Consider the following 14380-nt stretch of genomic DNA (forward strand, 5'->3'; position numbering starts at 1 on the left):
CATACCGGCGAAAGCCGGTATGACGAGGGTAAAAGAACCTGCGGGGAATCATGAACACCCTCTAAGATGCCGGGATGACACTCCCTTCGGACTCCCCCTCCAGCTTCGACACGCTCCCCATTTCCCCTGCTGCCCGGGAGAATCTCCGCCGGCTCGGCTATCTGGAAATGACCGCCATCCAGGCGGTCAGCCTGCCCGCCGCCCTGCAAGGCCGGGATGTGATCGCTCAGGCCAAGACCGGCAGCGGCAAGACTGCAGCATTTGCCTTGGCCTTGTTGGCCAAGCTCGACGCCCGCAGCTTCGCGGTGCAGGCCCTGGTCCTGTGCCCTACCCGTGAACTGGCTGACCAGGTCACGACCGAAATCCGGCGGTTGGCACGCGCCGAAGACAACGTCAAGGTGGTCACGCTCGCCGGTGGCGTGCCGCTGCGCGGGCAAACCACCAGCCTGGAACGCGGGGCGCATGTGGTCGTTGGCACACCTGGACGCGTGATCGACCATATTGATCGAGGCCATCTCAATCTCGATGCGCTCAAGGCGCTGGTGCTCGACGAAGCGGATCGCATGCTGGACATGGGTTTTGTCGATGACATGACGAAGGTGGCGCGCCAATGCCCAGCAGAGCGGCAGACCTTGCTGTTCTCGGCGACCTATCCCGAGGGTATTGCCAAGTTGGCGGCCCAATTCATGCGCGACCCCATCACGGTCAAGGTGGAGGCGCAGCATAGCAGCGAACAGATCGAGCAGCGCTGGTACGAAGTGCATGAAGACCAGCGGCTGCCTGCGGTGGCACGTCTGCTCGAGCACTTCCGGCCAGTCAGCACGCTCGCATTCTGCAACACAAAAGCGCGCTGCCGCGCCCTGGCTGAACTGTTGCAGGCTCAAGGCTACAGCGCGCTCGCGCTGCACGGCGATCTGGAACAGCGCGAACGCGACCAGGTGCTTATCCGCTTCGCGAACGGCAGTTGCTCCGTGCTGGTGGCCACCGATGTCGCCGCACGCGGGCTCGATGTCGCGGGACTTGCCGCCGTCATCAACGTGGACATCTCGCCCGATCCGCAGGCGCACGTCCATCGCATCGGCCGCACCGGCCGCGCGGGCCAGACGGGACTCGCGCTCAGCCTTTCGACACTGGATGAAATGGGCTCTGTCGGGCGCATCGAACAACTACAAGGCAAACCTTCCGTCTGGCATGAGCTCACCGAGCTCACACCAACTGCGGGCGGCCGGTTGCTGCCGGCGATGGCCACTATCCACATCCAGGCCGGGCGCAAGGAGAAAATCCGTCCTGGCGACGTGTTGGGCGCACTTACCGCCGATCTCGGATACACCCGTGAACAGATTGGCAAGATCGACATCAATGAATTCGCGACCTATGTGGCCGTGGAACGCAGCATCGCCCACGAAGCTGCTGCACGCCTTGGCAACGGACGCATCAAAGGCCGCACCGTCAAAGCGCGCCTGTTGAAAGACGCATAGAAATGACTTTGGGAGTGAAGGAGGACGAGGTCGAGATCACCACCATGCGGGCGCAAGGCCCGGGTGGCCAGAACGTCAACAAGGTCTCTTCCGCAGTCCATCTTCGGTTCGATATTCGTGCATCGTCGCTGCCGGCCGCGATAAAGGAGCGCCTGCTGGCGCTGCCGGGCCGCCGGGTCACGAAAGACGGCATTCTGATCCTGAAAGCTCAATCCGCCCGCAGCCAGGAGCAGAATAGGGCACAGGCCCTGGCACGCCTGGAAGCAATCGTGATGGAAGCCTCGCAAGTGCCGGAGATCCGGCGCCCGACAAAACCAACCTATGGATCCAGGCAGCGCCGGCTGGAAGGCAAGGCAGTGCGCTCGCAGGTCAAAGCTGCACGCCGGAAAGTGCAAGAGTAGACTTTTTCTCAGAAAGACGTCCGGTCCGGCTCCCGAAAATCGAGTGCACGCAGCATCCGCGCAGTCTCCAGCGTCAGCCGGTTGAGTGGCCGCGCGGCCGGCAGCGCGATCACCAGCATGTTCCACATGGCGGGCGGACCGATCGGTGCCCAGACCGCGCGCGGCGGCTGCGAGCCTTGCAGCAATGCGCTTTCAGGCAGGATCGAGCACGCGAGACCGGCCTCAACCACGCTCATCGCGCTGTGCACAGCGCCCACTTCAGCCACAAGGTTCAGCCTCAGCTTGCGCGGCAACAACATGGCGTCGACGAGCGTGCGGATCGGGTTCGGGCTGCTGGGCAGCACCATCGGTTCGTCCTGGAGCGCATGCAGGCTAATTTGTGGCGGCAACCGGCGGCCGGACGGCGCCATCAGCACCAGCCGCTCGCGCATCAGCTGCTCATAGCGCAATAGTGGAGTGGGCGCGGGGTCGAACAGCAGGGCAACATCGATGCGGCCGGCGATCAAATCCTCTCGCAGCGACAGGCTCAATCCTTCGCTGACCGACACCATTGCATGCGGCAACCGGCGCCGGAACTCACGGACCAGCGGCACGCACAAACCGGTCGCCACGCGATGCGGCAGGCCCACCACCACGCTTCCGCGCGGCTCGTCACGCATCTCCTTCAACTCGAAGCGGGCCTGCTCGGCCGCCGCCAGCATCGGCCGAGCATGCCCCAGCAATGTCTGGCCGGCCTCCGTGACGGCGACGCCACGGCCAGTGCGCTGCAGCAACCGCTGGCCCAGCTCCTGCTCCAGCAACGCCACCTGACGGCTCAAGCTGGGTTGAGACAGATTGAGTCTGGCGGCGGCGCGGCTGAAGCTGCCCTGCTCAGCCACGGCAACGAAGTATTCGAGCTGGCGCAGATCCATTGAATTAAGACATAACTGGTATAGGCGATATTTAGTTTATCTCTAACCAACATTAATCGACACTGCAGACATGCCCAAGCCCCGTGAAATGCCATGAATAGATTTGAATCCAAGGTAGCCATCGTCACCGGAGCCGGGTGTGTCGGCAGCGGCTGGGGAAATGGCAGAGCCATCGCGGTTCGTCTGGCGCAGGAAGGCGCGAAGGTACTGGCCGTGGACCGCGACCCGGCACGCTTGGCCGAAACACTCGAACTCGCGGGCGATGCACGCGAATCCATCGTGACGCACACCTGCGACGTCACGTCGTCACCAAGCGTGCATGGGATGGTGCAAGCGTGCCTGGAGGCTTTCGGCACCGTGGATGTGCTGGTCAACAATGTCGGCGGTTCGGCGGCCGGCGGACCGGTGGAGATGAGCGAAGACACCTGGGACAACCAGGTGGATGCGAATCTCAAGAGCGTGTTCCTGGCCTGCAAGCACGTGCTGCCGGTCATGCTGGCAAAAGGTGGCGGGGCCATTGTCAACATGGCCTCCACGTCAGGGCTGCGCTGGACCGGCGCCGCCCAGGTAGCCTATGCCGCCACCAAGGCAGGCGTGATCCAGCTTTCACGCGTGGTGGCCGTGCAGCACGCCGCCGGTGGCGTACGTGTCAATACCGTGGTGCCGGGTCAGTTGCACACACCGATGGTGGAGGCCCGGCTGGCAGGCCAACGGGCTGGCGGGGACGTACAGGCGCTCCTGGCAGCCAGGCTGGCGCGCATTCCGCTCGGTTTCATGGGCGACGGCCGTGATACGGCCAGCGCAGTGCTGTTTCTGGCTAGCGAAGAGGCGCGCTTCATCACCGGCACGGAGCTGATCGTGGACGGCGGCATGACCGCTCGCTGCGACTAGCGTGGATTTCGATGTCGAGATAGTCCAGAACGACTTCATAACAACTTCATAAAACATCCAGGAGACATACCGTGAAGAAAAGAAATTGGCTGCTGTTGGCGGCCGCGCTGTGTGCGGCGCCACTGTCAATGGCGCAAACGGGCAACGCCAAGCCCATCAGGATCATCGTGACTTTTGCTGCCGGCGGGCCGGTCGACTTTGTGGCCCGCACCATTGCCGGCCCGATGGGCAAGGTGCTCGAACGCACCGTGATCGTCGAAAACAAACCTGGCGCCAACGGCGCTATCGGTGCCAGCGATGTCATGCGCGCCGAACCCGACGGCAATACCCTGTGGTTGACCAGCGTGGGCGCGGCGGCCATCAACCAGTCGCTGTATGACAAGCTCCCCTATGACATGCAGCGCGACTTCTCACCTGTATCGCTGGTCGTCGACAACAACGAAGTCTTCGTCGTCAAGACGGAAAATCCGGCGCAGGACGCGACCGACCTGATCGCGCGCGCCAAGCGCGGCAAGGAACCCTTGCCGATCGGATCGTCGGGCACGGGCAGCATTCCGCATCTGGCGCTGGCGCAGCTGGAGTCGGCCACAGGCGCGCAACTGCTGCATGTGCCCTACAACGGCATGGCTCCCGCGCTCAACGATCTCATGGGCGGCCAGGTACAAGGGGTATTCGCAGATGTGCCCGCGGTCATGGGGCACCTGAAAGGCGGCCGCCTGAAGGCCTTGGGCATGGCCTCGCAACGGCGCCACCCCGGGTTGCCCGAGGTCAAAACCTTCGAGGAGCAAGGCATCAAGGGAATGGACACCAACAATTGGTATGGCCTGTTCGTGAGCGCCAAAACGCCCGCCGAGGTGATCGACACGCTCAACAAGGCGGTACGGCAGGCGGTGGCCGATCCGGCTACCCATAAGCGGCTGGCCGACTCTGGTGCCGAACCCAAGGCATCGACGCCGCAGGAGCTGAGCGCCCTGCTCAAGGCTGACACCCAGAAATGGGCTCAACTGATCAAAATTCGCCACATCAAGGTCAGCCAATGAACGCGGATCCATCACGCCCCACCCGCGTTCCGTTGATAACGCCCGGCACCCGGCCCGAACTGGCCAGCATCGAACAGCGCATCCTGCACGAGCGCGGCCGTATTTCACTGCTTTACCAGGTTCTCCTCAACAGCGCACCGATCGCCGAGGGTTGGGAGGCCATGCTGACAGCCGTGCGCAACCGCAGCAGCGTACCGGCTGACTTGCGCGAGCTCATCATCCTGCGCGTTGCGGTGCTCAACCGTGCCCGCTTCGAGTTCGACGCACATGTGCCGCATGCCCTGGCGGCGGGCATATCCCAGGCCAAGATCGACGCGTTGCGCGGCAATACGTTGCCAACCGATCTGACCGAGACCGAGCGCCTGGTGCTGACTCTGACAGATCACATGACACGTGACATCGAGGTGCCTGATGCGGTCATGCAACGTGTCGCCGAACAATTCTCAGACACCGAGACGGTCGAGCTGGTCGCCACGGCAGCAGCGTACAACATGGTGTCGCGGTTTCTGGTGGCGCTCCGCGTGGGGCATTGACAAGGCACATCATCCATGGACGATCTGATCCACGAGTGGCGCGGCGATACACTCCCCGTACCTGGCCACCGCAGCGGTCCAGAATCCTTCCATTGCCGTGTGGCAGGCGCTGGAGGGCAGCGCCTGGCGCATCTATGCGCCCAACCCGCCGGCCCTCGCGCTCGGCTGGCAACGCCTGCAGAAATTGCGCTGCATCGACGGGGCCAGTGCGGGTGCGGGCGCGCCCGCACCCATCCACTACGTGGTGGAGGCGGACGTCTCCGCATCGAACGAAGAAGAGTTCAATGCATGGTACGAGACCGAACATTTGCCGGGACTGGCACTGGTGCCGGGCGCGATCCGGGCACAGCGCTGGCGCCGTCTGGAGGGGACACCGAGGTATGTGGCCTGTTATGACCTGCTGTCCATCCAGACGGTAGAGCATCCCGCGTGGTTGGCCGTGCGCCACACCCCCTGGAGCGACCGCGTGCGGAAGATGTTCCTGAACACCCAGCGCACGATGTTCCGCCGCGCCGCACTCCCGCCTTGAACCCTGCCGACCGTTCCACGATGCCCCAAAACGATCCGCCTCCCATACAGACCTATTCAGATACGCCTCGCACGCCTGCCCTCGTGCTGCCGGCCGGAGCCTGTGACAGCCACGTGCATGTGTTTGGTCCGCGCGCACGCTTCCCCTACGCCAGCACGGGCAAATCCCTTCCCGCTGAAGCACCTAAGGAAAAGTTGTTCGCGCTGCACCGGCGAATGGGCATCGAACGCTGCGTCATTGTGCAATCGACGGTGCACGGGCTCGATAACCGGGTCGTGGAAGACGCGATCGACGCGAGCGGCGGCCGCTACCTGGGGATTGCACTGGTCCCGCCTGACGTATCCGATGCGGAGTTGCTGCGCCTGGCCGAGCGCGGCTTTCGCGGCGTACGCTTCAACTTCATGCGTCATCTGAGCGGCGGTGCCGACGTGACGGACATATTGGCGCTGACTCCACGCCTGGCCGCCGTGGGTATGCATCTTCAGGTGCACTTCGAGAGCGCGCTCGTGCACAGCGTCGGGCAAGCCCTGCGTGCCAGCCAGGTGCCTGTAGTGATCGATCACATGGGCCGGATTGATGCCATGCTGGGCGCAGATCACCCGGATTTCCGTGCGCTGATGGCGCTGCTGGAACACCCGCGGATGCATGTGAAAGTCAGCGGCATCGACCGTATCGACAGCAGCCGCCACGCCGGCAGCGGGTACCCCGATGGCGTGGCGATGGCACGTTTACTGGTCAAACGCTTTTCCGAACGCTGTGTCTGGGGGCTCGACTGGCCACACCCCAATCACACCCATATACCGGACGACGGGGAGCTCATAGACGCGCTGGCACAGATCGCCCCCGATGCCGCCCATCTCAAGAGCCTTCTGGTGGACAACCCCCAAAGCTTGTATGGCTTCAAATGAATATTTTCTTCTACATTTTATGATGCAACCATGAAAAATGGCCTGTGATCCGTGCACAATCCGCCGACACATGGAGGGAGCCCTGGCTCCCCTTTTTTGTGGCGGCAGCTCGCGCACGCGCGTCAAAATGCCAATACCAGAATTCATGACTGCTCATTTATGACCAAAAACAATCCATCGCGTGAATTCACCTTGCGCGGCGTTCTTCTGGGAGCGCTCATTACCCTGGCCTTCACGGCTGCCAACGTCTACCTGGGTCTGAAGGTCGGGCTCACGTTTGCTTCGGCTATTCCCGCGGCCGTGATTTCCATGGCGCTGCTGTACCGCTTCAAGGACTCGAACATTCTTGAAAACAACCTCGTTCAAACCCAGGCCTCAGCCGCGGGAACGCTCTCGTCGGTGATTTTCGTGCTCCCGGCGCTGCTCATGCTAGGGCTCTGGACAGGCTTTCCGTTCTGGCAGACGGCGCTGATCTGTGCGGCGGGGGGCACGCTGGGGGTGCTTTATACAGTGCCCTTGCGCCGGGTGATGGTGGTGCAGTCCAACCTGCCCTATCCTGAAGGTGTAGCCGCGGCCGAAGTGCTCCGCGTGGGCGAAAGCCAGCGCCACCGGAGTGAAAGCGGCTCTGCCGGGAGTCCGCAGAATGCCGGGCTGCGTGACCTGGGTTGGGGCGCTGGCCTGGCGGCGCTGTTTGGCTTCATGAGCAGCGGCTTGCGCGTGCTGGGCGAAGCCGTCAGCGTCTGGATTCCTGCAGGCAACGTGGCCTTCCGTGTCGCGGCGGGCTTCTCTCCCGCACTGCTGGCTGCAGGCTATCTCATGGGCATGGCCGCGGGCATTTCCGTGCTGGTGGGATTGGTGCTGTGCTGGGGCATCGTGGTGCCGTGGCTCACGGCTTATGCCACTCCAGCTGCAGGGCAAGCCGTGAGCGAGCTGGCCAATCAGCTCTGGAGCAGCAAAGCCCGTTTCCTGGGCGCAGGGGTCATCGGTATCTCCGCCTTGTGGACAGTGGGCACTTTGGCCCGGCCGATCATCCAGGCCATCCGCAATCAACCAGCCCGGGCATCAGACCCTTCCGCCACAGCCCGCGACGAAACCGACAAGGACATGCCGCGCAGCTGGATGCTGGCCATTGGCCTCGTGGCGCTGGCCGTGCTGTTCCTGGTGGTCAGCAGCTTCGTGCAGCAATACATGCCCGCACTGAGTGACGGGGCCCGTTACGGCCTGTCCGCGCTGTGCATCGTCTTCGCCGCGGTATTCGGCTTCCTGGTGGCGGCAGCTTGCGGGTACATGGCGGGGCTGGTGGGCTCGTCGGCCAGCCCTATTTCGGGCATCGGCATCATCGCCACCATTCTCATGGCGCTCTCGCTGCTGGCGCTGCATGCGGCCGTGCCCGCATTCGCAGACAGCATCTCAGGCAAGCTGGGTGTGGCGCTGGTGCTGTTCATGGTAGCGATCGTCCTGGCCATGGCCGCCATCTCCAATGACAACCTCCAGGATCTGAAGACCGGCTACATGGTTGGGGCCACGCCCTGGCGCCAGCAGGTCGTGCTCATCATCGGCTGCCTGGTTGGGGGCGCCGTGATTCCCCCCGTGCTGGACTTGCTCTACAACGCCTATGGCTTCGCGGGCGCGCTGCCACGGGAGGGCATGGATCCGAACCAGGCTCTGGCCGCACCGCAAGCCACGCTCATGAATCAGATTGCCACTGGCATCTTCAGCAACTCTCTGGACTGGAGCATGCTGGGGCTGGGCATCGCGGTCGGGGTCGTCGTGATCGTGCTGGATGTCATGCTGCGCCGTACCGGCCGAGGCGCCTTGCCGCCGCTGGCTGTAGGCCTGGGCATCTATCTGCCGCCGACCATCGGCCTCACACTCACCATTGGCGCCGTGCTGGGCTTTTTCATGCAGCGCGCCATCAAATCCTATGGCGAACGTGCAGGGAAAACCTGGGTGGCCGCAGCCGAAGAGCGTGGCCTGCTGTTGGCCTCAGGGTTGATCGTGGGTGAAAGCCTGATGGGCTTGCTGATCGCCGCGCTGATCGGTTTCAGCGGCAAGGACGCTCCCCTGGCCATCGTGGGCGACGGCTTCGCCCCCGCCATGTGGCTGGGATTGTTGGGCTTTGCGGGCTTGTGCGCGTTCTTCTACAAGCGTGTGGTGCGCGCTTCCTGACCGAGGAGAGGCCTCCGAGATTTCTCCTGGCCTCTCAAGCTCAGAACTTCATATTGGCTTCGTTGATGCGAAAGAGACAGTGCTCGGCCAGCCAGTGTCCCTCTGGCAAGGCCGGGTGCTGAAAAGTGGCCTCGTCCCTGCGCATACCCAGCCGTTGCATCACGGCTTGAGATCGAAGGTTCTGCAAAGCGGTGAAAGAAACCACCTCTTCCAACCCCAGCGTGGTGAAGGCAAACCGCAAAGAAGCGGCAGCGGCCTCAGAGGCATAGCCCTTGCCCCAATGGGCTCGCGCCAGCCGCCACCCCACTTCCACACAAGGTGAGCAAGGCAAGGCTGCATCGGGTGTGTGCAACCCGACCATGCCAGCAAATGCACCACTGCTCCGCTCTTCAACAGCCCAAAATCCCCAGCCGCGCTCCTCGATGAGGGATTGGCAGCGCAGGGCAATGGCATCGCTTTCCGCGCGCGAGAGCGTGGCCGGAAAATAGCGCATCACTTCCGGATCGGCATTGAGCGCCGCAAACGCGGGCAGATCTTGCGCGCGCCATTGCCTCAGCCGTAAGCGTTCGGTCTGCAGCGTCTGCGATGAAGTAATGGGAACGGCCATCAACCTTTCCTGTGAGGATCTGATACTGAAAGTGCGTCACCTGGCAATGAGCCATCCGAAGCAGGGGCGCGCAGGGGCATTTTCTGCCTGCGCACGCGCAGCACCGGCCATACACGTTCACCCAACGAAACCAGGGCAATCACCGCGAACCCGGCAGGCACACCAAACACGCCTGCCGACATCGGCAGCACACCAGCCCACAGGCCGCCAGGCGCTGCTCCCCACCAGGCGCGTAGCGCCGGGCTGGCCAACAGCATATAGGCCACTGTCAGGCCAGCACCGGCCAGCATCCCAGCCACCACACCACGGCGCGTCGTGCCTCGCCAGAAGATACCCATCACCAACCCGGGGAAAAAGGTAGACGCTGCCAGCGAGAACGATGCCGTGACGAGCGAGATGATTTCCGCCGGCTTGAGCACCGCCACGAACGCGGCCAACATGGCGGTGGCCAGCAGCGCGAATTTCGAGAGGATCACATGGTTTTCAGAGGTGCGCACCATGCCATCCGGGCCAGTGGGAGCTGTATCGTGCACCAGCGCGTTGCTGATGGTAAGCAGAAGGCCATCCGCGGTTGATAGCGCAGCCGCCAGGCCACCTGCAGCCACCAAACCGGAAACCACATAGGGCAAGCCGCCCAGCTCAGGGGTGGCCAGCATGATCATGTCAGCCCCCAGCCTGATTTCTCCAAACTGGAGAATGCGATCGCCGTTCACGTCGGCCACCGAGACCAGCGATGGATCAACCCGCCCCCATTGCGCAATCCAGTTGGGTAGCGCATCGAAACTGCTGCCGACCAGGCCCTGCATGATTTCGTACTTCACCAACACCGCCAATGCCGGTGTGGCCAGGTAAAGCAAGGAAATGAACCCGAGCGACCAGGCCACCGAACTGCGGGTTTCAGCGACCCCTTGCGTGGTGTAGAACCGAGTCAGCAGATGAGGCAGGCTCGCAGTGCCCACCATGAGGCAAAACATCAGCGCCATGAAGTTCAGGCGGGAGGCCTTGAACTCCTGTTGTTCCGCTGGTGAGCCATCGGGATCGCCCGCGAAGGCCTGGCCATGGCGCGGCAAGCCACCAAGCGGCTTGGCTCGTTCGTTGGCTTCGTTCATGGCGCGCGTCCACCGCTCCACCGCGTCAGCCGCGTTGCGCGGAAGAGCCGCCAGTTCACGCCGCGCTTGCATGATGAGCGAAAAATCCACGCCCTGTGCCTTGAGCATCCGAATGCGTTCTTCAAGCTGGGCCCGATCGCTCGCCAGCGCCGCCGCCGGGTCACGCAGCCGGGCGGCGTACTCCTGGGCACGTTCCTGATAAATGGCGCTCACAGCCTGCTCGGCGGGAGACTCGATCAGTGCTTTCTCGAGCCTCTCGATCTTCGGCAACTGCGCACCGTAAGCCACCGGCGCGAGCGGTGTGCCCAATTGCTTGTACGCCAGCCAGGAAACCGGAATCATGAACGCCAGCAGCAACACCACATACTGCGAGACCTGAGTCCAGGTAATGGCGCGCATGCCCCCCAGAAAGGAGCACAGCAGCACGCCCCCAAGACCAAGCAAGATGCCGATTTCAAACTGCACGCCGGTCAGGCGCGAAGCGATCAGTCCGATCCCGTAGATCTGGGCCACCACATACATGAACGAGCAGCCCACGGCCCCCGCTGCGGCCAGCAAACGCGGCCAATAGCCGCCAAAACGCACAGCAAAGAAATCCGGCACGGTATAGAGCCGCATGGTACGCAGGCGCGGCGCGATCAACAGCGCCACGAGGCAAAACCCCCTGTCCAGCCCAGCACGTAAGCCAGCCCGCCTGGCTGAGTCGCGGTGCCCGCGAAACCCTGAAGATAAAGCGCACCGGAGAGGCTGATGAACGACGCCGCGCTCATCCAGTCAGCGGCGGTGGCCATGCCGTTAAACATGGGCGGAATACGCCTGCCAGCCACGTAGAACTCATCAGGATCAGTGGTCCGGCCCCAGATGCCTATCATGGCGTAGAGCATCACCGTGGCAAATAGAAAGATCGGGCCGATCCAGGCACGCGAAAGGCCGGCCTGTTCGGCCCAAGCCATCAAGGCCAGGAAAGCAAGGAATCCTGCAATGAACAGCAGCAACGCCCGGCGCAGGCGTGATTCGTAGCCTCTCGCTTCAACGTTCATTGGCAGCGCCCGCGCGCTTGCGCTCTTCGCGATTTTTCACGATGGCATAGACCACCACGATGCCCAGGAACACCAGCACGGCGCCCTGGGCAGCAAACCAGAAATTGAACGGCCAGCCCGCCACGACCTGTTGCAAGTCGCGCGCGAACCAGCTCACACCGAAGGATGCGACCGCCCACACCACGAGCAGCAGCACCCGCAGCCCATCAAAGCTGCGGGACTCAGCGGTCGTCTTGCCTAGCTCGCGAGCAGGGTCCATGTGTCGATCACGCTGTCTGGATTGAGCGAGATCGAGGCGATGCCTTCTTTTGCCAACCAATGGGCAAAGTCGGGGTGATCGCTGGGGCCTTGGCCACAAATGCCGACATACTTGCCCGCCGCCAGGCATGCGCTGATGGCACGCTGGAGCATGGCCTTGACGGCAGGGTCTCGCTCGTCGAAATCAGCGGCCAGCAACTCCATGCCGGAATCACGGTCAAGGCCGAGGGTCAGTTGGGTCAGATCGTTCGAGCCGATCGAGAAACCGTCGAAGTATTTCAGGAATTGGTCAGCCAGGATGGCGTTGCTGGGCACCTCGCACATCATGACTACCTTCAATTCATTCTCGCCGCGCGCCAAGCCCTGCTCAGCCAGCAGTTGCGTGACCCGCTCGGCTTGGCCCAGCGTGCGCACGAAGGGCACCATGACCTGCACATTGGTCAAGCCCATGTCGTTACGCACGCGGCGCAAGGCTTCGCACTCCATGGCAAAGGCTTCGCGGAAGTCGTTGCTGATGTAGCGCGCCGCGCCACGGAAGCCCAGCATGGGGTTTTCTTCCTCGGGCTCATAGCGGCTGCCACCGATCAGCTTGCGGTATTCGTTGCTCTTGAAATCCGAGAGACGCACGATGACCGGCTTGGGCCAAAACGCCGCGGCAATGGTCGCCACGCCCTCGGCCACCTTGTCCACATAAAAAGCGCGGGGCGACGCATGGCCACGTGCCACGGACTCAACGGCCTTCTTCAGATCGCCATCGACCTGCGGGTAGTCCAGGATGGCCTTCGGGTGCACGCCGATGTTGTTGTTGATGATGAATTCCAGGCGAGCCAAACCCACACCCTCGTTGGGCAACTGCGCGAAATCGAAGGCCAGCTGCGGGTTGCCGACGTTCATCATGATCTTGGTCGGGATCGGCGGCATGACGCCGCGCTTGACCTCGGTCACTTCGGTTTCAAGCAGGCCATCGTAGATGTGGCCGGTATCGCCCTCGGCACAGCTGACCGTCACCAAGGTCCCGGTCTTGAGTCTTTCGGTGGCGTCGCCGCAACCGACGATGGCGGGAATACCCAGTTCCCGCGCGATGATGGCCGCGTGGCATGTACGGCCGCCGCGGTTGGTCACGATGGCGCTGGCGCGTTTCATCACCGGCTCCCAATTGGGATCGGTCATGTCTGTCACGAGCACGTCGCCAGCTTGAACCTGGTCCATCTCGGAGATGTTGTGCACGAGCCGCACCGGGCCGGTACCGATTTTCTGGCCGATGGCGCGGCCTTCGGCCAACACTGCGCCCGTGCTCTTCAGCTTGTAGCGCTGCTCCGTCTTGCCCTTCTGCTGGCTCTTCACGGTTTCGGGACGTGCCTGCAGGATATAGAGCTGGCCGTCAACACCGTCCTTGCCCCACTCGATATCCATGGGCCTGCCATAGTGCTTCTCGATCACCATGGCATAGCGGGCCAGTTGCAGAACGTCGTCGTCGGTCAGCGAATAGCGGTTGCGCTGCTCGGTGGGCACATCGATGGTTTTCACCAGTTTGCCGCTGGCGGCCTTTTCCTCCGGAGTGGAGAACACCATCTGGATAAGTTTCGAGCCCAGGTTGCGGCGGATCACGGCCCGCTTGCCAGCCTTGAGCATCGGCTTGTGCACATAGAACTCATCAGGATTCACGGCACCCTGCACCACTGTTTCACCCAGGCCATGGCTGCTGGTGATGAACACCACTTCCTCGAACCCGCTTTCGGTGTCGATTGTGAACATGACGCCCGCCGCGCCCAGATCGCTGCGCACCATGCGCTGGACACCTGCCGACAGCGCCACACCGGCGTGCTCGAAGCCCTTGTGCACGCGATAACTGATGGCGCGATCGTTATAGAGGCTGGCAAACACCTCCTTCATCTTGTGAAGCACGTCGTCGATGCCGACCACGTTGAGGAAGGTTTCCTGCTGGCCCGCGAAGGAGGCGTCAGGCAGATCTTCCGCTGTAGCGGATGAGCGCACCGCGAAGCTGGCTTGATCGTTGCCAGCGCTCAGGGTAATGAACGCCTCGCGGATGGCCTTTTCCAGATCAGCCGGGAAAGGCTGTGCCTCCACCCAGCCCCGGATTTCAGCGCCAGCGGCGGCCAGTGCGCGCACATCCTCGGTATCCAGGGTGCTTAACCGGGTCTGGATGCGGTCAGCCAGACCGTCGTGCGCCAGGAATTGGCGAAATGCATGCGCCGTGGTGGCAAAGCCGGTAGGCACGCGCACCCCTTCCGGCCCTTGGGTGGGCAGTTGGGAAATCATCTCGCCGAGGCTGGCGTTTTTGCCGCCAACCGCCTCGACGTCAGTCATCCTCAGTTTCTCAAATGGCACGACCAAGGCGGTCGGCTCGAACAGTGCAGACATGGGAAAGCTCCAGAAGTTGAAACCGTTGGAGCGCGCCTCACCCGGACAACCCGGGCAAAACCAAGGCGCGCGCTGCCCGTTCGCATGGATAGGCGATGGAGTTGTGCTTGTAGGCCACTCTCCA

Annotated in this window: 12 protein-coding genes and 1 pseudogene; 8 read left to right on the plus strand and 5 right to left on the minus strand. The window is 62.9% G+C overall.

All coding sequences use genetic code 11. The annotated features are described in order from the left end of the window. Positions 1-74: 74 nt before the first annotated feature. Together dbpA and arfB are read left to right on the plus strand one after the other, a co-directional pair. Positions 75-1478, plus strand: coding sequence for an ATP-dependent RNA helicase DbpA (gene dbpA / locus WJU18_RS23455; RefSeq protein ID WP_423455999.1), 1404 nt, complete (start codon positions 75-77; stop codon positions 1476-1478). A 2-nt stretch (positions 1479-1480) separates the two neighbouring features. Then, complete coding sequence (gene arfB / locus WJU18_RS23460) at positions 1481-1879, plus strand: alternative ribosome rescue aminoacyl-tRNA hydrolase ArfB (RefSeq protein WP_423456001.1); 399 nt, start codon at positions 1481-1483, stop codon at positions 1877-1879. 8 nt (positions 1880-1887) lie between these two features. On the opposite strand, the gene WJU18_RS23465 is transcribed toward arfB, so the two are convergent. Next, positions 1888-2790 carry a LysR family transcriptional regulator gene (locus WJU18_RS23465; RefSeq protein ID WP_423456003.1) on the minus strand — a complete coding sequence of 301 codons (903 nt, stop codon included), beginning with the start codon at positions 2788-2790 and terminating at the stop codon, positions 1888-1890. 93 nt (positions 2791-2883) lie between these two features. On the opposite strand from WJU18_RS23465, the gene WJU18_RS23470 reads away from it, so the two are divergent. The 6 genes from WJU18_RS23470 to WJU18_RS23495 all read left to right on the plus strand — a co-directional run bounded on the left by WJU18_RS23470 (position 2884) and on the right by WJU18_RS23495 (position 8860). Beyond that, on the plus strand, positions 2884-3681 hold the full coding sequence (locus WJU18_RS23470; RefSeq protein WP_423456005.1) for an SDR family NAD(P)-dependent oxidoreductase: 798 nt from the start codon (positions 2884-2886) through the stop codon (positions 3679-3681). A 71-nt stretch (positions 3682-3752) separates the two neighbouring features. Then, positions 3753-4721 (plus strand): Bug family tripartite tricarboxylate transporter substrate binding protein, encoded by a 969-nt coding sequence (locus tag WJU18_RS23475; protein ID WP_423456007.1) that lies wholly within the window; start codon positions 3753-3755, stop codon positions 4719-4721. Beyond that, positions 4718-5254: a carboxymuconolactone decarboxylase family protein gene (locus WJU18_RS23480; RefSeq protein ID WP_423456009.1), complete on the plus strand. Its 537-nt coding sequence runs from the start codon at positions 4718-4720 to the stop codon at positions 5252-5254. The genes WJU18_RS23475 and WJU18_RS23480 overlap by 4 nt, the downstream gene beginning before the upstream one ends. A gap of 97 nt (positions 5255-5351) precedes the next feature. Next, on the plus strand, positions 5352-5783 hold the full coding sequence (locus WJU18_RS23485; RefSeq protein WP_423456011.1) for a hypothetical protein: 432 nt from the start codon (positions 5352-5354) through the stop codon (positions 5781-5783). Between the two features lie 20 nt (positions 5784-5803). Further along, on the plus strand, positions 5804-6691 hold the full coding sequence (locus WJU18_RS23490; RefSeq protein WP_423456013.1) for an amidohydrolase family protein: 888 nt from the start codon (positions 5804-5806) through the stop codon (positions 6689-6691). A gap of 159 nt (positions 6692-6850) precedes the next feature. Further along, entirely contained in the window at positions 6851-8860 is a 2010-nt protein-coding gene (locus WJU18_RS23495) for an OPT family oligopeptide transporter (protein ID WP_423456015.1), read from the plus strand. A 40-nt stretch (positions 8861-8900) separates the two neighbouring features. On the opposite strand, the gene WJU18_RS23500 is transcribed toward WJU18_RS23495, so the two are convergent. The 4 genes and pseudogenes from WJU18_RS23500 to ppsA all read right to left on the minus strand — a co-directional run bounded on the left by WJU18_RS23500 (position 8901) and on the right by ppsA (position 14256). After that, positions 8901-9467 carry a GNAT family N-acetyltransferase gene (locus WJU18_RS23500; protein WP_423456016.1) on the minus strand — a complete coding sequence of 189 codons (567 nt, stop codon included), beginning with the start codon at positions 9465-9467 and terminating at the stop codon, positions 8901-8903. After that, positions 9467-11616: pseudogene (locus WJU18_RS23505) on the minus strand (VC_2705 family sodium/solute symporter). The gene WJU18_RS23500 and the pseudogene WJU18_RS23505 overlap by 1 nt, the downstream one beginning before the upstream one ends. Next, positions 11606-11875 (minus strand): DUF4212 domain-containing protein, encoded by a 270-nt coding sequence (locus tag WJU18_RS23510; protein ID WP_423456017.1) that lies wholly within the window; start codon positions 11873-11875, stop codon positions 11606-11608. Before WJU18_RS23510 ends, WJU18_RS23505 begins: the two are co-directional and overlap by 11 nt. Continuing rightward, positions 11854-14256, minus strand: a complete 2403-nt coding sequence (ppsA, locus tag WJU18_RS23515; protein WP_423456018.1) for a phosphoenolpyruvate synthase — start codon at positions 14254-14256, stop codon at positions 11854-11856. Before ppsA ends, WJU18_RS23510 begins: the two co-directional genes overlap by 22 nt. Between the last annotated feature and the right edge of the window lie 124 nt (positions 14257-14380).

Origin of the sequence: Ottowia sp. VDI28, assembly GCF_049532675.1 — a bacterium.
In the GTDB taxonomy this organism is placed as follows: Bacteria; Pseudomonadota; Gammaproteobacteria; order Burkholderiales; family Burkholderiaceae_C; genus Ottowia.